Here is a 20,323-nt window from a genome sequence, read left to right as displayed (position 1 = left end):
GTGTTAAATAAACGGGCTTAGCAAATTAAAAATCCAACCAATTAAAGTAAATGCGCTAAGTAGCAGTAAGAAAAGTACGGCTAATAAGCGCCATTGCATCACTTGCTTTAATAAAATAAATTCAGGAAAACTTGCCGCGACCGTACTCATGCAAAAAGCGAGCGTCGTACCAATAGGAAGCCCTTGTTTAATTAAACTTTCCATAATAGGAATAACCCCAGTGGCATTGGAATATAAAGGTATTCCAAGTAATACGGCTGCCGGAACAGACCACCATTGACCATCTCCTAAATGTTGTTGAATCCAGCCATCTGGCACAAAGCCATGTAAAGCGGCTCCTAGTCCAACACCAATAATGACCCATTTCCATACTCGACCAAATATTTCAAGCATCTCATTTTTTGCATAATTATGTCGTTCTTTAAAAGATAAGGTATTGATACCTTGGCTTTGTAAACCTGCAGAGGAATTTTGACCACGCGCTAATGCTTTAGCGGCAAAAGACTGCAACCACCGCTCCGCTTTAATCGCATCAAGAAAAGCACCGCCTAAAATACCTACCGACATACCCACAACAATATAAAGTAGGGTAAACTTCCAGCCTAATAAGCTCAATAATAGTAATATTGCTACTTCATTGATTAAAGGGGAGGTGATAAGAAATGACATGGTTATGCCAACGGGGATGCCTGCAGAGGTAAAACCTAAGAAGACAGGAATACTTGAACATGAACAAAAAGGTGTTATTGCGCCAAAACTTGAGCCTAATAGGTAACCAACGCCTTTATTTTTACCCGCTAAATAATCGCGTACACGCTCTACATTCATTGAGGCTCTTAATAAGGCAATAGCGTAAATCATCACCAATAGTAGAAAGAAGATCTTAGTGGTGTCTTCAATAAAGAAATGTAGCGCATCACCTAATTTGGTCGCTTTAGACAGCCCAAACACATCAACGACTAACCAGGTGGCTAACTCAGTAAATATTTCGAACATGAACTTCTCCTAAAAAAATTATTTACAAAAATCAGTCTTCTCTGGCCTGTTTTTCATTTTATCTAAACGCTTAAGTGGTTGATTAATTAATAATATATTGTTTTCTGTGGTTTGCGCTATCACAGATTTAGCCCATAAAGGCAGCATTGGGTTAATGCGATAAAATACCCACTGTCCATGCTTTCTATCAATAAGGACGCGAGCTTTTTTTAATACCGCAAGGTTGCGGGATACTTTAGGTTGGCTATCTTCATTGAGTGCTGTCATTAACTCGCACACACAAAGTTCGCCATGATAGTGCGTTAACATTAATACTTTTAAACGAATATCGTCGCTTAGGCTTTTATAAAAAATAATAGGAGAAAAGTTAGTTAATGTTTGGTTAGCTTCACTATGAGTTATTGCAACCTTATTAGCAATGGTGACAGGAGCGCCTTCCGCTAATAGGAACATAGATAAGCGGTTGTTTAATTCTGTGACTGTTGCAGTAAAAGCCTGTTTATCTGCACGCGTTTTGGGATCTACTAAGTCCCAGTTTAGTTGTTTTGCTGTATTAGGATAGCTTCTACATTCCTCATTCGCTTTGCTACAAAGCGTAATGACATAATCAAATGCTTGACCGGCAAAGACGCTAATACTTTTAGAGGTTAAGTTTTTAGTGTCAATGGCCAATTGATTTAACGCCGCTATTGCCCGTAAGTCGATATTTTCTGGATGAGTACCAGCACTAAATACCTCGAATTTCTCACTAGCTTTATGGCGTAATAAGGCCTCAGCTATTTGTGATCTAGCAGAATTGCCTGTACAAAGAAAAAGTACTTTTTGTTTTTTTATAGAGTTCATGAGCACACCAAAAAATATATATGAAATATTATATATGCACTTTTTGATATGTAAAGTATGTGTGTACAGTTTGCTTGAGTAACTTAAGAAATTACCAAGTGGTCAGTTAATGACCTGACTCTTCTGCAATCGCAGATCTACAATGGGCTAGTAACGTTAACCTTGCCTTAACCAGTGTTGTGATAAGTTAACTAACTTACCAAGACTGGTTTATTTTTATTAAGGTTTATCTATGTTGTTAACTCACTCAGTAAAAAAAATTGTTTTTTTACTCTTACTACCGATGGCGTTACTTGGCTGTGATAAGCAAGAACAATTAACAGCGCAGTCTGTAATACAAAAAGATCCTGCTATTCATGTAGATACGTTAATGCTGTCTGCGACTACGTTAAGGCTTACGAATGAATTACCTGGTAGAATTTCAGCCTACAAAGAAGCAGAAGTGCGCCCGCAAGTATCGGGTATTGTGCAAAGTCGTGAGTTTGCAGAAGGGAGCTTAGTAAAACGCGGACAAATTCTATATAAAATTGACGCCACTACGTATCAAGCAACGGTGAACAGCGCCAAAGCACAGTTAGATAAAGCCATAGCGAATCAAGAGTCAACCAACAAAATAGCGATTCGTTATGCGGAGTTACTGAGAAAAAACCTGGCAAGTCAGCAACTTTATGATGAATCCTACTCAACATACCTGCAAGCAAAAGCAGAAGTCGCTATTCGAAAAGCTGATCTAGAAAATGCCAGTATTCAACTTTCTTATACTGATATTAAAGCACCTATTAGCGGCCGAATAGGTATTTCACAGGTTAATGAAGGCACGTTATTAACCACAGGACAAGCTTCATACCTGACGACGATTATTCAATTAGACCAAGTTTATGTTGATATGAAACAGTCTTCAGTATCGTTATATAAATTAAGACAAGAATTCAAAAAAGAAATAAAAGATAGACCACCAGTACCGGTTACAGTGACCTTAGAAGATGGTACTCAATATAATGAACTAGGGTATTTAGAGTTTGCTGATTTTCAAGTAGACAATGCTACTGGCAGTGTCACTTTACGTGCTTTAATGCCTAACCCAGAAAATATTCTATTACCGGGTACTTTTGTACGTGCACATATCGCTTTGCCCACCGAGAAAAGCTATTTAGTGATCCCACAATCTGCAGTGATTAGAAGTCAATCGGGTGAGCCGTCAGTATTTTTGGTAAGTGGTAACGATTTAGCCATTAAAAAAGTGATTGTCTTAGGTCATGAAGTTAACAACGCCTGGGTAGTTAAACAAGGGTTAGTCGCTGGCGATCAAGTCATTATTAATAACTTGATCAAGGTTAAAAACAATCAAAAAGTGATTGTTGATAGCAAGATGGGTGCTGCTAGCAATGCCGACACCGCTGTCACTGCAATGAGTAAGGATTAATTCATGTCAACGTTCTTTCTTAACAGACCTGTTTTTGCATGGGTGATTGCCATTATTATTATGCTGGCGGGTTTTGCTTCAGTATTTAGCTTGCCAGTGGCTCAATACCCGACGATTGCGCCACCGGCTATTAAAGTGAGTACTTCCTATCCAGGTGCTTCAGCAAAAACCATTGAAGACAGCGTTACTCAAGTGATAGAACAAAGTATGACAGGCTTAGATAACCTGCTCTATATGTCGTCAATAAGTGATTCCGCGGGTAATGCCTCGGTTACCCTAACGTTTAGCGCTGAAACTAACCCTGATACCGCGCAAGTACAAGTGCAAAACAACTTACAGCAAGTCACTAATCGCTTACCAGCAACGGTGCAAAGTCAAGGGACATCCGTTACTAAAAGTACTTCTGGCTTTATGTCGGTGACTACCCTGTATTCGCCTGATGGGGCGATGAGTACCGCTGATATTCAAGATTACGCCAATTCCAGTATTAAAGATGTTATTAGCCGTGTTGATGGCGTTGGTGAAGTCACTATTTTTGGTCCGTCATACGCGATGAGAATTTGGTTAGACCCAGCTAAGTTAAATAGTTACAACTTAACCCCAGCAGATATTTCTAAAGCGGTTGCCGAGCAAAATAGCCAAGTGACTGTCGGCCAATTAGGCGGTACGCCGGCGACAAAATCACAATTAATTAATGCCACTATTACCGCACAAAGTTTATTAACCAGCGTTGATGAGTTTCAAAATATTTTAATTACCGTCAATAGTGATGGTGCGCAAATTCGTTTAAAAGATGTGGCAAGAGTTGAATTAGCTAGCGAGAATTCAAGCGTTATCCCAGTTTTTAATGGTTATGGCACCTCAGGTATTGCTATTACATTAGCATCAGGTGCTAACTCATTAGATACCCAAGCAGAGGTTGATCTAAAACTAGCGCAATTAGCACAAGGTTTCCCTGAGGGCTTACTGCTACATAAAGCGACTGATAGTAATGCATTTATTCGTATATCTATTGCTGAAGTGGTCAAGACTCTGTTTGAAGCGGTCGGTTTAGTGTTTCTCGTGATGTTGTTATTTTTACAAAATTTTCGTGCCACGTTAATTCCTACCATTGCCGTGCCTATCGTTTTACTGGGTACCTTTGCCATTATGACGGTGTTAGGGTTTTCCATTAACACCTTAACCATGTTTGGTATGGTGCTCGCGATAGGTTTATTAGTCGATGATGCCATTGTTGTGGTTGAGAACGTTGAGCGTATTATGCACGAAGAAAAGGTATCTGCCTTAGAAGCCACTAGGCGATCGATGCAGCAAATTACTGGCGCGTTAATCGGTATCACTACGGTGTTAGCGGTGGTGTTTATTCCTATGGCTTTTATGGGCGGTTCTGTCGGCGTTATTTATCAGCAATTTTCACTCACCATCGTTTCAGCCATGGTATTGTCGGTTTTTGTCGCTTTAACGATCACGCCAGTATTATGTGCAACCCTGTTAAAGCCAGCGAGTGAAACACCAAAGTCAGCTTTTTTTAACGGTTTTAACCGCTTTTTTGATGCGACCTTATTCCGCTATACAGTGTCGGTCAAAAAAGTATTAATTCGACCTATCCGTTTTGTGTTTATTTACCTTGCGCTATTGGGCTCATGTGTTTATTTGTTTTCAGCATTACCTAGCTCATTTTTACCGAATGAAGATCAAGGCTCAATGATGGTGATGGTACAGTTACCCAATGGCTCGACGTTAAGAGAAACGGCCGTGGTAATGGAAGATGTACAACATTATTTTCAACAACAAGAAACAGACACGGTTGATACTACGTTTACCATCTCTGGTTTTAATTTTGCCGGTAGAGGTCAAAATGCCGCGATGGCATTTATTGGCTTAAAAGACTGGTCAGAGCGAACCGCAGCAGGGACTGATGTTGACTCAATTATTGCACGGGCGATGGCACACTTCTCGAGCTATAAAAAAGCCGCTGTTTTTGCGTTCAATACCCCGCCTATTCGAGAGTTAGGTCAAGCAACGGGGTTTGATTTTTACTTGCAAGATGTCGGTAATATTGGTCATGATCAACTCATTGCACTGCGTAACCAACTATTAGGTAAAATGGCGCAAAGTCCTATTCTACAAAAAGTGCGCCCCAATGGCTTAGAAGATAACGCGCAGTTTTTTCTTGATATAGATTATGAGAAAGCCAAAGTATTAGGACTTGAGATAGCCGATATTAATCAAACATTGTCAATAGCTTGGGGCTCTTCTTATGTTAATGACTTTATTGATAGAGGCCGTTCTAAAAAAGTATATATTCAATCTGACGCTGAATATAGAATGACTCCTGAAGATCTTAACCTGTGGTTTGTTAGAAATAATAACAATGAAATGGTGCCGTTATCAGCATTTAGCTCAACACACTGGGGTAAAGGCTCGCCACAATTAGTGCGCTATAATGGCAACTCAGCGGTTGAAATATTAGGTGAGGCAGCGCCAGGTTATAGTACGGGTGACGCCATGGCTGAAGTAGACAAACTAGCCGCTGAATTATCAAGTAGTATTCAAGTCAGCTGGACAGGTATGTCTTATCAAGAATTGGAATCTGGCGGGCAAGCACCGATTTTATATGCTATTTCATTGTTAATGGTTTTCTTATGTTTAGCAGCGCTATATAACAGCTGGACGATACCGATGGCGATTATTTTGGTCGTGCCATTAGGGGTGTTAGGTGCCGTATTAGCAATTATGTTTAGAGGTATGGAAAACGATGTTTATTTCCAAGTTGGTTTATTAACTACCGTAGGTTTGGCGTCTAAGAATGCTATTTTAATTGTTGAATTTGCTAAAGAATTAATGGAAAAAGGCATGAGTTTAATTGATGCTAGTGTTCAAGCGTGTGAAATGCGCTTACGACCCATTATTATGACTTCTTTAGCGTTTGCTTTAGGGGTATTACCTTTGGTTATCAGTACTGGTGCAGGCGCTAATGCCCGTAATGCTATTGGGACCTCAGTAATGGGCGGCATGATAGCAGCCACTATATTAGTTATCTATTTCGCACCTTTATTCTTTGTATTAATAATGAAGTTTTTCCAAAAAAAAGATGGCAATAAAGGCATGCTTAGTTAGCGATGTTTAGTTTACGATATTAACTAACGATATTAACTAACGATATTAGTTAATATCGTTCTTACGTTACGCCAAGATAAGTTAAAAAGAGAGAATAATGAAATCAGATAAGTTATGTTTTATTTTAATAGAAGATAACCTTGATTTAGCTGCTGCGGTAATTGATTACCTTGAGCTTGAAGGTATTCAATGTGACCATGGCGCTAACGGTGCGTCAGGGTTAGCGTTAATCAACAATAATCCTTATGACGTTATTATTTTAGACTTAAACCTACCTAAAATAAGTGGCTTAGAGGTGTGTGAGCAGTTACGTGAAAGTGGAGTAGATATTCCCGTGTTAATGTTAACTGCGCGCGATACGCTTGATGATAAGCTTATTGGTTTTTCTAAAGGGGCAGATGACTACTTAGTTAAGCCCTTTGCCATGGAAGAATTAATTGTTAGAGCGAAAGTATTAGCAAAACGTCGTAGCGGGCAAGTATCACAATTATCGGTAGCGGATTTGGTGCTCGATATAAAGAAAAAACAAGTATTGCGTAATAATCAATTATTAAACGTATCACCTATTGGCTTTAAAATAGTAGAGCTATTAATGCGTGCTAGTCCTGAACCGGTATCTCGAGAAAAGATCATGCAAAGAATTTGGGGAGATGAACAACCCGATAGTAATACTTTGAAGGTGCATATTTTTAACTTACGTAAACAGGTTGACGGCGCTACCACTAAAAAACTTATTCATACCATACCGGGTATTGGCTTTGCGATTAAGGACATGCACGAGTAATGAAAATAACGCCGAGTATTAGGCTTTTTGTTTTATTATCCATGTTACTTAGTGGTATCGCTATAATCTGGGGATTGTCGGTGTTAAGCAGTAAATACTTTATTGCTGGCATGGACATGGGGACGCGCAATGGGATGTTCGCTTTTGCTCAGCAGCAGCAAGGTGAGAAAACATTTACTTTTGTTAGCACACCAGGCGATGACAATAAAAATACAGCGCGGACGGTAACTTATACTTTGGTAAAAGACTGGCAGAAAGTGCCAGCAATATTACGACAACAATTTACTGCTGATGAGTTACAGTTAAATCAACTGTATAAGTATTTTGTTGAGCTGTCGTTATTTACTCCACCGAAAACCGCTTCGTTTATTATGAAGATCATAAAAAATGATGAGATACATTATGTTACGTTGGTTGCTTCAAAAAATAACCTTAGCTTTCAGGGGATTACCGACGTAAATCACTTTACTATTATTGCTTTTACCGCCTCAGGCGTTATCACATTATTTTCTATTATTTTATGGTTTGTTATGCGACAAGTGACCTTACCAGTAATACGATTAAAACAGTGGGCAAAAAAATTAGATAATACAGAGTTATTAAAGCCGATGCCTGATTTTCATTATCGAGAATTAAATACCTTGGCGGCGCTCATTAGCAATAGTTTACACTCGGTTCAAGATAGTTTAGTCAGAGAGAAAAAGTTTTTAGGTTACGCCAGTCATGAGTTACGCACGCCAATTGCCACATCGCGCTCTAATGTCGAGTTGTTAAAAAAATTAATAGAAAGTGATGCGCCGAGCGAAAAACAATTGTTGGTATTAGCGAGGGTTTTACGGGCGACCTTAAATATGACCGATTTAACCGAAACGCTATTATGGTTAAACCGTAGTGAAGGTAAAGAGTTAATTGCCCGAGAATTTCAATTAGGCGTACTTATCGAGCAACTTGCTGATGAATTAAAGTATTTAACGGTAGATAAAGTTATCTCTGTATCAATTGAAACCGATCGAAATTTGGTCAACCTGCCAGAAAGTGTTTGTCGAATTATCATTTCAAATTTAATACGAAATGCTTTTCAGCATACTACGCAAGGACAGGTGACCATAAAGCAAGTGAGCTGTCAGCTTACTATCGTCAATCAAAACAACTCAGATGACAACGGCGAAGATATCTTTGCTGATGATAATTTAGGTTTTGGCTTAGGCTTAAGTTTAACTGAGCGGATTATTAAGCAATATCAATGGCAATATTGTACTACAGATATTTGTGGTGGGAAAAACGTTAGCGTTACTTTTCAGACAAGCACAACATAGCGTTAGTTAATAATACCTTGGAATATTTACTGTGACAGTTGGACAACCGTTAGTAGGCAAAACAAGCACATTAATATCTTTGGTGATTATTGCCCCATGATTGCCTCTATACTCGGTGTTTTTTATTGAAGGTAGGCTCTTGGCATTACGTCCTGATGCCTTGATTGATAATTTAGACATGTTGCAATTTGCTATTGGTGTAATCGCTTGCTGCTTATGGTTGTTATTTAGTTGTAGCAACTGTGTGATTGACCATTTGCCTAAGTAATTTCTTTTCAGACACTTCACTTTAAAGGCTCTTCACTTTAAAGGTAAGTACCTACCAAAATAGTCACTTTGCTAGGTACATACTCAACAAACAATAATTTAATGGTCTTGGTATATAGTCAACGTTTAGCTATTCCTTATGCTGGTAAATTATTTTATTATCCGCTATTTAGTTACTCAAAATATAACTATATAGTTAGCGCCAGAAAGCGACTTCTTGTCATCAGTTAATTATTTATTAATGTGAACCAAAATTAATTGTTAAACGTAATAGTAGATATGAACAAAATTCAATTATTAAACGGCGAATATGCTGTTGAAAATGCACCACAAGCACGTCTAGAAGATGGCCGTTTTTGTGTACCGCAACATTATCTTAAATATCAACACACGCTAGCGAGTGTCGAAGAGCTGATTCTAAAATTGGATTATTGCGATCGATACCCTATTTTTGTTTCTGAAGATAACCAAGGTATTTACCTACAAATTGGTATTATCGGCTTGGATAACTATGCCGATAATAGCTATGGTATGGCGAATATTGATGACATTCAGCATAAGACACAAGTCAATGAAGCTGAGGTTAAAGAGGAAACAATGAAAATTGTTTACGGTCGTAAATGGCGTGTTGAGCCTAAGCTACCGAGTTCTGAAATTGTACAAACGGCTTTTCTTGCTTTAAAAAAAGCCAGAGAGCATGAAGTCAGAGAATTATTTCGCTTAACCGCTTTTGATAAAGTGACCACACCTTTTAACAGCCATCATGATATGGCTATGCTCACTAACAGTTATCAGCAGCTACAAAAGCAAGAGCCAAGTAAGTCGTGGCAACAATTGCAAGTAGAGCTTGATAACGTTTGTTATGATCATACTACCTTTAGTATTGCCAATATAGAAAACAGACATGATAAATATTGGTTACTTGAAGTCGATGTTTTAGCGGGTAAAACGACACAGTTACCTGAGATGCAGCAACAACCATTATTAGTATTAGTGTTAAGCAAGCTGACCTTTAACGAGTTATGTTATCAACTCATTGCTGAATTGATTCGCTTAAGCGACCGGCACGTTGACGAGCATTTTACCTTTTCACAAGTTGCACGTTTTAGTCAGGAAAATGATATCAAAGCGATTGCCAAAATATCAGCTGATACCCGTAAACTTCATAAGTCGTTAGCCGAATCAGATTTTGAAAAACACTGGCGACACGAAAATTATCAAGTAGACTTAACGCGCGTGCCGCACTTAAATGAAAGTGTCTTTTCAGAGCGCATTAAAGGCTTAGTTAACACTTTTAGTGGTATTGAAGGCATGTTGCCTAACTATCGGTGAAGCGCTAACCATTAATGAGCTATTGTTGTTTGAGTGGTGAAATACTCCTTTAAAAAATTAAGTAATAAACGCAGTTTTTTAGAATCCGCTGTCCCAGGTGGAAATACCCCATAAACATTAATATCGCTCAGTGTATAATCTGCTAATACTCTGGCTAACGTACCCGCTTTTATTTTAGGTAAGGCATCATAAACAGGAATACGTGCTAAGCCATGTCCCGCTTCTACAAAAGCTGTTCGCGCGGCGGCATTGTTGGTGCTAATACTACCTTTAGTGTTAACGCTAAATGAACGACTGCCTTTGGTAAGGCTTACTACGCCAGACGTTAACTTGTAAATGACCCATTGATGATGACTTAAATCTGCTGGTTTTTTAGGACGTCCGTGTTGTAAAAAATACTCAGGAGATCCGCAAAGACAAGTTTGTAAAGTAGCTAACTTACTGGCTTGTAAGCCTGAGTCAGGTAATGGTGCCCCACGAATAGCTAAATCTATACCTTCTTTCATAATGTTAACCACCTCATCCGTTAGCATGACATCCAGCGCTATTTTAGGATAAATCTTCTTAAACTCATTCAGGGCTGGTACTACGGTTTGTAAGCCGATATTTACCGGACAGGTGATTTTGAGTAAGCCGATAGGCTCATTTTTAAAATTTTCAATTTGTTGATTAGCGGCACTGGCTTGTTCAGCAATAACCCGACAGCGCTCATAATAAGCCTGACCAGCTTCAGTTAGGTTAATAGATCGCGTTGATCGGTTGAGCAGTTTTACCTCAAGTTGCGCTTCAAGTTTTTTTAAGTGGTAACTGACGACTGCTCGAGAAAGCCCTAAGTGCTTTGCAGCGCCACTTAAACTGCCTTGCTCAATAACCTGAGCAAAAACAACCATGCTCTTGAGTTGTTCAAATGAAATATCCATCGTAAACCTGCTATAACTTTTCTTTTCAGTATTGTATCAATTTTTAATACAATGTTGTCAGTTTTATCTGCATTGTTCATTTTGGTTGATAGGCATATACTCTCTGCATAGAAAATTAAAACACACTTATACTTACCTACATAGATAAATGGATGAATGATAATGACTAAAAAAATATTGATGGTACTTACTTCACACGATGAGCTTGGTAATACCGGTAACAAAACGGGTTTTTGGGTAGAAGAATTTGCAGCACCTTATTATGCCTTTATCGATGCTGGTGTTGAAGTTACTTTAGCGACACCAAAAGGTGGTCAAGCACCGATTGATCCAACCAGTACTTTGGAAGACTTTCAAACGGCGGCTACCGAACGTTATGACGGCGATGAGATTGCACAAGCTAATATTGCCAGCACAGTAAAATTATCTACGCTCAAGCAAGCAGATTTTGATGCAGTATTCTATCCAGGTGGTCATGGTCCATTATGGGATCTTACTGATAATAGCGATTCAATTAGCTTGATTGAAAGCTTTCTTAATGCAGGTAAAGCCGTTGCTGCGGTTTGTCACGCGAGCGCTGCTTTATTAAATGTTAAACAAGCATCGGGTGAATTTGCCATTAAAGGTAAAGCGGTAACAGGTTTCACTAACAGCGAAGAAGAAGCGGTACAGTTAACCGACGTAGTTCCTTTTTTACTTGAAGACGAGTTAATTAAACGCGGTGGCGACTATCAAAAAGCACAAGACTGGCATGCGTTTGCTGTGCAAGATGGTCTTATTATTACCGGTCAAAATCCAGCAAGTTCAGCATTAGCGGCTGAAAAATTGCTAGCACATCTTGCTGCATAAACGCCATTGAGACGCTCAATGGTAGAGAAGTAACTCATTTATTGAAGAATAATACAGGATTCAACATGTTAAATTTTAATTTTAAAAACCCGACTAGTATTCATTTTGGTGAAGGTCAAATTCAAGCTATTTCAACAGAAATCCCATTAAACGCCAGAGTGTTATTAGTTTACGGTGGCGGTTCAATTAAAAGTAATGGTGTTTATCAACAAGTGACCGATGCCCTTAAAGAGCATACTTGGTTTGAATTTTCAGGTATAGAGCCAAACCCAAGCTATGACACGTTAATGAAAGCACAAGATATTATTAAAGCGGAAAATATTGATTACTTACTTGCTGTTGGCGGTGGCTCTGTTGTTGATGGCGTTAAATTTATTGCAGCGGCAGCACTCTATCAAGGTGATGCTAATAACGAAGATGGCTCTGGAGAAAGTGATCCTTGGGATATTCTTGCTAAGCAGCAACCGGTAACAAAAGCATTACCGATTGGCGCGGTATTAACCTTACCAGCAACAGGCTCTGAAAGTAATGGCAACTCAGTAGTAACGCGAGACGGTACTAAGCTATCTTTTTCTAGTAATTTGGTTCGTCCGTTATTTGCTGTGCTAGATCCAACGGTGACGTTAACCTTGTCTGATCGTCAAATTGGTAATGGTGTTGTTGATGCTTTTATTCATATTATCGAGCAGTATTTAACTTACAGTGTTAATGGCAAAGTACAAGACCGCTTTAGTGAAGGCTTGTTACAAACCTTGATTGAAGAAGGTCCGAAAGCCTTAGCTGCTGACACTAAAGATGATTTAGAGGTTAGAGCGAATATCATGTGGTCGGCAACGATGGCGTTAAATGGTCTTATTGGTGCAGGCGTACCACAAGATTGGTCAACGCATATTATTGGTCATGAATTGACAGGCGCTTTTGGTATCGATCACGCGCGAACCTTATCGATTGTATTACCTGCGTTAATGAAAGTAAGACGTGAGCAAAAACGTGAGAAATTATTACAGTATGCATCACGTGTTTGGCAAGTAACTGAAGGTGATGATGATACGCGTATCGATCAAGCTATTCGTTTAACTGAAGAGTTTTTCGAAAAAATGCAAGTACCTACCCGTTTATCTGATATTGACCTTGGTAGTAAAGATATTGATTTATTGGTTGAACGCTTAGAGCAACACGGTATGACGGCATTAGGTGAGCAGGGCGATATTAGCTTAGCAATTAGTCGTGAAATTTTAACGCAAGCTTTGTAAGCGGTCTCTAAACAAAAGATAAATTAGGAATAAACATGACGCAAACAACCAATATCAATCGTCAAGTAGTGTTAGCATCAAGACCTTTTGGTGCTCCAACCGCTGAAAACTTTAACTTTATCACCAGTGAAAAACCGACACCTAAAGCCGGTGAAGTATTACTGCGTACGGTTTTTTTGTCACTTGACCCATACATGCGTGGGCGCATGAGTGATGCTAAATCTTATGCTGACCCTGTTGCTATCAATGGCGTTATGGTTGGTGGGAGTGTTTGTCGCGTAGAAGAGTCAAACCACAGTGATTATGTAGCAGGTGACTGGGTTGTTGCTTTTGGTGGCTGGCAAGATTACAGCGTGATCAATGGCAGTGAATTACTTAAACTTGATAAAAACATGGCTAAGCCATCCCAAGCATTAGGTGTATTAGGTATGCCAGGCTTAACCGCTTATATGGGCTTACTGGATATTGGTCAGCCTAAAGCAGGGGAAACCGTGGTTGTTGCTGCGGCAACGGGCGCTGTAGGTAGCTTAGTTGGTCAAATAGCCAAATTAAAAGGCTGTAAAGTCGTTGGTATTGCAGGCGGCGAAACTAAGTGTAACTATGCGGTTGAAACGTTAGGTTTTGATTATTGTTTAGATCATAAAAGTGATGACTTAGCAGAGCAATTAGCAGCAGTGTGCTCATCAGGCATTGATGTGTATTTTGAAAATGTTGGCGGTAAGGTCTTTGACGCGGTTATGCCTTTACTTAATAGCTGCGCACGTGTGCCCTTATGTGGCTTAATTTCTCAGTATAATGCAACCGACTTACCTAGTGGCCCTGATAGATTATCTTCACTAATGGGTTTGTTATTAGTGAAGCGCATTAAAATGCAGGGTTTTATTGTCTTTGATGATTATGGTCATCGTTATCCAGAGTTTAGCGAGCAAATGGTAAAATGGTTAATGGCTGGCGAGATACAACACAAAGAGCACAGAGTTGAAGGGCTCGAAAACTCGGTCAGTGCTTTTATTGGCTTATTGCAAGGCGAAAACTTTGGTAAGTTAGTTGTGCGTGTTGGACCAGACAATATTGCTTAACTTAATACTTTATTTAACGTTTAGTTTAACTCAGCCTATATAATTATCTTCAATAAACCTTGCCGCCTCGCTAAATATAGCGATAATCGGGCAAGGTTTATTTTTTATATTATTTTAGTTAGGTTGAGTTAAGTGCAATTATTAGAAATAGAATGTTTAGGTAAAACACTACGGTTAGAAGGCTCAATGGCAGGTTGGCAACAACTTTTTTGGGGTGAGCAATGTGTCTCACAAATTGATGCTAATGCAAATAGTGACGACTCTCCTTATCAACAATTTAGCCATAAATTTTCGCTAAGAACTGAGCAAGAAACTGAGCAAACAGGCCAAAGTGAACAGAGCGAGTTACACGTTGAACTCAATGGTTCATTACAATGGCAACCCTTTGACCTGCAATTTAAGCTTTTCGTTAACGAACAGCTACTACATGAAAATACCCTCAATGAAAAAGATATAGAGCAACGCCAAATAATTCCGGGCGAAAAACAAGCAATGAAATTTAGTTTCATTGGTATGGCGGGTCTTGGCTTAAAGTTATTAAAAAGTGCTAAGGTGATTAAAGTATTATTTGCGGCGGGTAGTTTAGCGGCTTATAGCTGGTTATTTTCTATTGAATTTGCCATTGCGCTTATACTTTGTTTGGTTTTTCATGAGTATGGTCATATTAAAGCGATGAAATATTTTGGTTTAAAAACAAAGGGCATTTATCTTATCCCCTTTGTTGGCGGTTTAGCGCTGAGCGATGATAAAATTAATACCCGTTGGCAAGATATTGTTATTTCCATCATGGGACCTTTTTTCGGCCTGATATTATCGCTCGTTTGTTTGGTGGGGTATTGGCTTACTGATATAGAAGTATTGGCAGGATTGGCGGTATTTAACGCCCTACTTAATTTATTTAACATGCTACCCGTATTACCGTTAGACGGTGGTCATGTATTGAAAAGTATCGCCTTTTCAATTAACTCTAAAGTGGGGTTAGTTGCCTGTGTATTAGGCGCCGCGTTAGGTGTTTATGTCAGTTATCACTTTGGTTTAGCGCTGTTAGGCTTTTTATTAGCTATTGGCAGTATCGAAATATTTTTTGAATACAAGCGTCGCCATTTAAGTGATTTATTGCCACTTAATCGTTATGCACAAATTGTTTCCGCCTTGTGGTATGTCATTACCGTAGGCGGCTTAAGTGCTATTATTTGGTTTGTTGGTCAAACCGATAACGGTGCTTTGTCACTGCCTCTTAAAATACTAGCTAGCTAATTCTCCCATTGGTATAAGGCCTTTTTAGAGGCCTTTATCAATAAATGTCAGGGTAAATTCAATCACACTTGCAGAGCTTAACTGCACTGAAATGTTAATATTCATCTGATCACATAGGCGCTTTACAATGGATAAACCTAAGCCAAAGTGCTGCTCTGATGTTCTTGATTTATCTTTTTGCCATAAGGGTTTAAACATACTATTGAGATCATCGTCACTCATTATTACCGACAATTGATTACTAATTGATAAGGTCGTTATGTTTTTAGTCGTCTTAACTTCTATATCAACAACCGTACTTTTAGGGCTGTAATATAGGGCATTGTTTATTAAGTTAGTCAAAATAGCTTCAATGCAAAATGAATCACTTTGTATTAATAATATTTCAGGGCTTTGTAGACTAATACGGGCTCTACTATCGTTACGGGTATGGGGAAGCCTTACAATCAACGACTGAATTTCAGCAATAAGATCTATTTCAGTCGTCACTAAAACAAAGTCTTTATTACTGGTTTTATTAAACATGAGTAGCGACTTAACAATATTATTCATCCGCATTGAAATTGAAATAACATCATCTTTAAAGGTGGCTAATACTTCTTCATTTTGAGGATATTTAATGGCTATTTCGGTAACACTTATTAGCTCTGAAATAGGCGTTTTCAATTCATGTGCTATATCAGAAGTCAAACGTTGCTCTGATTGTAATAATGAGCGATTTACCGTTAAAAACAGGTTTAACTCATCAATAATGGTTTTTATTTCTTCAGGTGGCGCACTAATGTTAAAGCGTTCATTTTCATCATTCAAATTAATTTCTCTAATTTGCTGATTAAGATTATCAATGGGTTTTAATCCTTTACTGACTATTTTATTGACCAAGTAACGGATAAAAAACGCGGTAGCAATAGCGGTAAGTAAAAAAACAACATCAATTAATATCAGGATGCTTTCTAAACTTTCACTGATCTTGGTTAAGCTTAAATAAATATCACCTTGATAATCAGTATGATATTTTTTAGCATCACCCACATTATAAATAAAAATATGACCAGATTTGCCATCGGGTAAGGTAATGTTTTTAATTAAATATTCATTACTGATGAGCTTAACTTCAGGTATTTTAAAATCAGGGTAGGGAGATAACGACGCTGATTTTTCAATGATGGTATTGTTAGCCCAGAGTTGAAAGTACTTTGCTTGATCTTGTGGTTGAAACGCTTTCATTAATTCTTTGTGAGTACTTAATGACACTTTGCCATTATCGACCTTAATTAAATTAACCAGTGTTTTACCTTCTTGTATTAAGGAGTTTTGAAATTGTTTTTCAACATAAGTGTCAACACTGAGATCTAAAAACAGTAATACGAGAAATAAAATAAGTGAAATGATTAACGTTAATTGTTTCACTAAGGATGACTTTATTGATGGCATTAGCGTTCCGCTGCAATATAACCAAAACCACGTTTGTTTTTAATGGGCAGTGGTTCACTTAACGATTTTACTTTTTTCCGAATTGATGATAAATGCGCTTCAAGTGAGTTTTTAGCAATCGCATCGTAGCGACCGACAATAAACTCACTTATTTTTTCTATACTGACCACTCTATTTTTATTAACAAACAAACACTCAATTATTTTATATTCTGTTGGTGTTAGCTCTACTTCAGCAGCATTAAATAAAAAGCGTTTTAATTGTAAATCAATGCAGTAACCATTAAGCATAATACAATCGTCTTCAACCGTTAAGCCACCTCGGCGAGTTAAGGTAATAAGCCTGGCATGTAATTCATCGAATGAAAATGGTTTGGTCATGTAGTCATCTGCGCCGTTTAATAAACCCTCAATACGGTCATTAACCTGATCTTTTGCAGATAAAATAAGTACTTTACTTTGCTTTTTTAAGCGACGAAGGGTCTTTAATATTTCCATGCCATCGACACTCGGTAGCATTAAATCTAGAATAATAATGTCGTAATCTTCAGATATTGCCATTGATAAAGCTTCTGCTCCATCACCTGTCTCATCAACAGTAAAGCCTGCGCCGGTTAAGCCAATACGCAAACTGCGCCGTAATTTAATTGAGTCTTCAACTAATAAAATATTCATAGCGTTAACCGTAATAAGTGTCAGTAAAATTTTAGTAACGTTTATCGTTACTTTCTTCATGTGCGCGTAATTATTCGTGTAACTATGCGCATAGTCAATTTACCACTAAACACTTAAGATTTGCTTAATATTGACTATGTTTTTAAGCGCTTTACCTTATTGCTGCAGCCTATTAGTTTTCATATCAAGTCTATTTAGCCCATGCTCAGTAAAACTTAAGTTTTGTCTAAGTATTACTTAAGATTGCTTTGTTAATTTACTCATATATCAAAGTAGTTAATGAGTATTCAATGAAAATAGCAAAGCACAAAGGACTTAAGCGCGTTTATTTTGCCTTACTAAATAGTGGTAAAGGGTTTATTTGGTTAATCAATAATGAGGCTGCCTTTAAGCAAGAATTTATTATTAGTTTATTACTGATAATGTTCAGTTTTTTTCTCAATGTTAGCGCACTAGAGCAGCTTTTGTTAATTAGTGTGCTTGGTATTGTATTAATTGTAGAAATTGTTAATACCGCTATTGAAGCGACGGTTGACCGTATTGGGTTAGAGCATCACCCCTTGTCTGGTTTAGCAAAAGATTTAGGCTCTTTAGCGGTTTTATTTAGTTTATTGATTGCGCTAGCGACATGGGTGGTTGTGTTATGGACAATATAACCGCCGCTCAGCCTTATGAAAATAGTAGTGCGAGGCAATTATCTACACCATTAAAAGTACCTTTAGGCGCATTATCGGCATTAATGAGCTTTTATCTCGTTATGTTATTTGTTTTATCTTTTAGCCGCTTAGCATTGGTCTTATGGCAGTCTGAAAGAACTTTAATGAATGATGCCTGGTTAACCATTTTGATTAATGGGCTGCGCATTGACATATCAACCCTTTGTTATGTCATGATCTTCCCTTTGTTATTAGTTACTCTGTCATTATTAACGAGCAAGGGGATGAAGTATTTAAAACCCATCTTATTTTTTTGGCTGACAGTCGCATTACTCGGTGTTATTTTTTTTGAAGTCATCACTCCCACTTTTATTTTAGAATATGATTTAAGACCTAATCGTTTATTTATTGAGTATTTAATTTATCCAAAAGAAGTTTTTTCAATGCTATTTTCAGGTTATAAAATTGAAATAGCCACTTGTTTACTCGCATTATTCATTAGCTATAAATTCTCAACGTTATTATTTCGTAAATCTTGGATTAACAGCATTTTACTCGCTAAAAAAACGTTAGCAGTTGTTTGCTTTTTGTTATTATTATTGTGTTTTTTAGGGGCTAGAGGCACGCTAAGTCATCGACCTATTAATCCTGCGATGATGTCCTTTTCAACCGACCATTTACTTAATGACTTAAGCTTAAATTCTTTTTATTCCACTGCTTTTGCCCTAAAACAAATGCAATTAGAAAAGGGCAGTGAGAGTTTTTATGGAAAAATGTCCGCAGAAAATATCTTCAGTGAAATACAGTCGGCTAGTATTATATCGCCAGATCTTTATAAAAACAGTGCAGTACCGACACAAACTTATCATCAAGCAAGTTATCAAGGTAAACCTAAAAATATTGTCATTTTACTGCAAGAAAGTTTAGGAGCACGTTATGTTAATTTCTTAGGGGGTTTACCTATTTCACCCGAGTTAGATACCTTAATGGCTCAGGGGTGGAATTTTACTAACTTGTACGCCACAGGAACACGTTCAGTTAGAGGGATTGAAGCCGTTATTACTGGTTTTCCTCCTACAACCTCACGCTCTGTTGTTAAATTAGGTAAGTCTCAACAAAATTTTTTTACCATCGCACAATTTTTAAAATCAAAAAATTATCAAACTCAATTTATTTATGGTGGTGAAAGTCACTTTGATAATATGAAAAGTTTTTTCTTAGGTAATGGTTTTACTGATATTGTTGATTTGCCTAAATTTGATCAGGTTGACTTTGAAGGGTCGTGGGGAGCATCTGATGAAGATTTATATAATCAGGCTCACCGAGAGTTTGCTTTATTAAACCAACAGGAGCGGCCTTTTTTTAGTTTAGTGTTTACCAGCTCTAATCACTCTCCTTATGACTTTCCTGATAATAAAATTAGTCTTTATGATGAGACTAAAAATACGCGTAATAATGCCGCTAAATATGCTGATTATGCTTTAGGTCAGTTTTTCAAAAAAGCTAAGCAAGCCGATTACTGGAATAATACTATTTTTGTGATTATTGCCGATCATGATTCAAGAGTTGGGGGCGCAGAGCTTGTACCAATTGAGCATTTTCATATTCCAGCACTTATTATTGGTAAAGGTATCGCCGCTAAACAAGATACGCGATTAGCGAGTCAAATTGATATGGGTCCAACGCTATTATCGTTGGCTGGGCTTAGTGGTAATCACCCAATGATAGGTTATGATTTAACGCAAGTTATACCTAAATCCAAGCAGCGGGCAATGATGCAATATGATAAGAATTTTGTTTTTATGACTTTAGATGATAAAACGTTTTTACAACCTGACAAGCTGGCGTTAATTATACGTAACAATGACAATGAGCTAAGTAACGATGCGCTAGCAAAGCGCGCTAAAGCACACGCCTTGTTAGGCAGTTATTTATACGAAACAAGTCAATACCATTAGGCGTTTTTTTAACGTTGGCGATTAAATATTATTCCAAATAAAGCATTATCAATAACAGTATAAGTCTATTTTATTTATTGTTATAAAAGCTCAATACAGGTTAAATGTATTGAGCTTTTTTTATCTGAGTTAATAAAATTAAATGTTTATTAACTCAGATAA

Annotated in this window: 17 protein-coding genes; 12 read left to right on the top strand and 5 right to left on the bottom strand. The window is 37.8% G+C overall.

Annotation, left to right across the window (positions count from 1 at the left end; all coding sequences use genetic code 11):
* Positions 1–3: 3 nt before the first annotated feature.
* Positions 4–996: a permease gene (locus FCS21_RS09770; protein ID WP_138622866.1), complete on the bottom strand. Its 993-nt coding sequence runs from the start codon at positions 994–996 to the stop codon at positions 4–6.
* An 18-nt stretch (positions 997–1,014) separates the two neighbouring features.
* Positions 1,015–1,839, bottom strand: a complete 825-nt coding sequence (locus FCS21_RS09765; RefSeq protein ID WP_138622864.1) for a metalloregulator ArsR/SmtB family transcription factor — start codon at positions 1,837–1,839, stop codon at positions 1,015–1,017.
* 232 nt (positions 1,840–2,071) lie between these two features.
* Between FCS21_RS09765 and FCS21_RS16910 the strand changes: the two genes are divergently transcribed.
* The 6 genes from FCS21_RS16910 (at position 2,072) to FCS21_RS09745 (ending at position 10,081) form a co-directional block, all read left to right on the top strand.
* A complete protein-coding gene (locus FCS21_RS16910; RefSeq protein ID WP_187695299.1) occupies positions 2,072–3,262 on the top strand; it encodes an efflux RND transporter periplasmic adaptor subunit in 1,191 nt (396 codons plus the stop codon).
* A gap of 3 nt (positions 3,263–3,265) precedes the next feature.
* A complete protein-coding gene (locus tag FCS21_RS09760) occupies positions 3,266–6,382 on the top strand; it encodes an efflux RND transporter permease subunit (protein ID WP_187695298.1) in 3,117 nt (1,038 codons plus the stop codon).
* A gap of 97 nt (positions 6,383–6,479) precedes the next feature.
* The gene (locus tag FCS21_RS09755; protein ID WP_138622862.1) at positions 6,480–7,166 is read left to right on the top strand and encodes a response regulator transcription factor; all 687 of its coding nucleotides are present in this window, start codon (positions 6,480–6,482) and stop codon (positions 7,164–7,166) included.
* Positions 7,166–8,482, top strand: coding sequence for a sensor histidine kinase (locus FCS21_RS09750; protein ID WP_138622860.1), 1,317 nt, complete (start codon positions 7,166–7,168; stop codon positions 8,480–8,482). Before FCS21_RS09755 ends, FCS21_RS09750 begins: the two co-directional genes overlap by 1 nt.
* Before the next feature lie 139 nt (positions 8,483–8,621).
* Positions 8,622–8,750, top strand: a complete 129-nt coding sequence (locus tag FCS21_RS17115) for a hypothetical protein (protein WP_281279963.1) — start codon at positions 8,622–8,624, stop codon at positions 8,748–8,750.
* A 278-nt stretch (positions 8,751–9,028) separates the two neighbouring features.
* Positions 9,029–10,081 (top strand): hypothetical protein, encoded by a 1,053-nt coding sequence (locus FCS21_RS09745; protein WP_138622858.1) that lies wholly within the window; start codon positions 9,029–9,031, stop codon positions 10,079–10,081.
* An 11-nt stretch (positions 10,082–10,092) separates the two neighbouring features.
* Here FCS21_RS09745 and FCS21_RS09740 read toward each other — a convergent pair whose 3' ends face one another.
* Positions 10,093–11,001 (bottom strand): LysR family transcriptional regulator, encoded by a 909-nt coding sequence (locus tag FCS21_RS09740; RefSeq protein WP_138622856.1) that lies wholly within the window; start codon positions 10,999–11,001, stop codon positions 10,093–10,095.
* A 162-nt stretch (positions 11,002–11,163) separates the two neighbouring features.
* On the opposite strand from FCS21_RS09740, the gene FCS21_RS09735 reads away from it, so the two are divergent.
* From FCS21_RS09735 to FCS21_RS09720, 4 genes are all read left to right on the top strand, one after another.
* On the top strand, positions 11,164–11,850 hold the full coding sequence (locus FCS21_RS09735) for a type 1 glutamine amidotransferase domain-containing protein (protein ID WP_138622854.1): 687 nt from the start codon (positions 11,164–11,166) through the stop codon (positions 11,848–11,850).
* Positions 11,851–11,915: 65 nt separating this feature from the next.
* Positions 11,916–13,103 carry an iron-containing alcohol dehydrogenase gene (locus FCS21_RS09730; RefSeq protein ID WP_138622852.1) on the top strand — a complete coding sequence of 396 codons (1,188 nt, stop codon included), beginning with the start codon at positions 11,916–11,918 and terminating at the stop codon, positions 13,101–13,103.
* Between the two features lie 35 nt (positions 13,104–13,138).
* A complete protein-coding gene (gene curA / locus FCS21_RS09725; protein WP_138622850.1) occupies positions 13,139–14,182 on the top strand; it encodes an NADPH-dependent curcumin/dihydrocurcumin reductase in 1,044 nt (347 codons plus the stop codon).
* Positions 14,183–14,314: 132 nt separating this feature from the next.
* Positions 14,315–15,439, top strand: coding sequence for a metalloprotease (locus FCS21_RS09720; RefSeq protein WP_138622848.1), 1,125 nt, complete (start codon positions 14,315–14,317; stop codon positions 15,437–15,439).
* A gap of 24 nt (positions 15,440–15,463) precedes the next feature.
* On the opposite strand, the gene FCS21_RS09715 is transcribed toward FCS21_RS09720, so the two are convergent.
* Both FCS21_RS09715 and FCS21_RS09710 read right to left on the bottom strand, forming a co-directional pair.
* Positions 15,464–16,873, bottom strand: coding sequence for a sensor histidine kinase (locus tag FCS21_RS09715; protein ID WP_138622846.1), 1,410 nt, complete (start codon positions 16,871–16,873; stop codon positions 15,464–15,466).
* On the bottom strand, positions 16,873–17,547 hold the full coding sequence (locus tag FCS21_RS09710; RefSeq protein ID WP_138622844.1) for a response regulator transcription factor: 675 nt from the start codon (positions 17,545–17,547) through the stop codon (positions 16,873–16,875). The genes FCS21_RS09715 and FCS21_RS09710 overlap by 1 nt, the downstream gene beginning before the upstream one ends.
* A 290-nt stretch (positions 17,548–17,837) precedes the next feature.
* Here FCS21_RS09710 and FCS21_RS09705 point away from each other — a divergent pair, with 290 nt between their 5' ends.
* Positions 17,838–18,203 (top strand): diacylglycerol kinase, encoded by a 366-nt coding sequence (locus FCS21_RS09705; RefSeq protein ID WP_138622842.1) that lies wholly within the window; start codon positions 17,838–17,840, stop codon positions 18,201–18,203.
* Between the two features lie 83 nt (positions 18,204–18,286).
* Positions 18,287–20,161, top strand: coding sequence for an LTA synthase family protein (locus tag FCS21_RS09700; RefSeq protein ID WP_246047167.1), 1,875 nt, complete (start codon positions 18,287–18,289; stop codon positions 20,159–20,161).
* The last annotated feature ends 162 nt before the right edge of the window (positions 20,162–20,323 follow it).

It is taken from the genome of Colwellia ponticola (genome assembly GCF_005885605.1).
GTDB classification, from domain to species: domain Bacteria; phylum Pseudomonadota; class Gammaproteobacteria; order Enterobacterales; family Alteromonadaceae; genus Colwellia; species Colwellia ponticola.
This window is presented reverse-complemented; position numbering and strand designations above follow the sequence as displayed.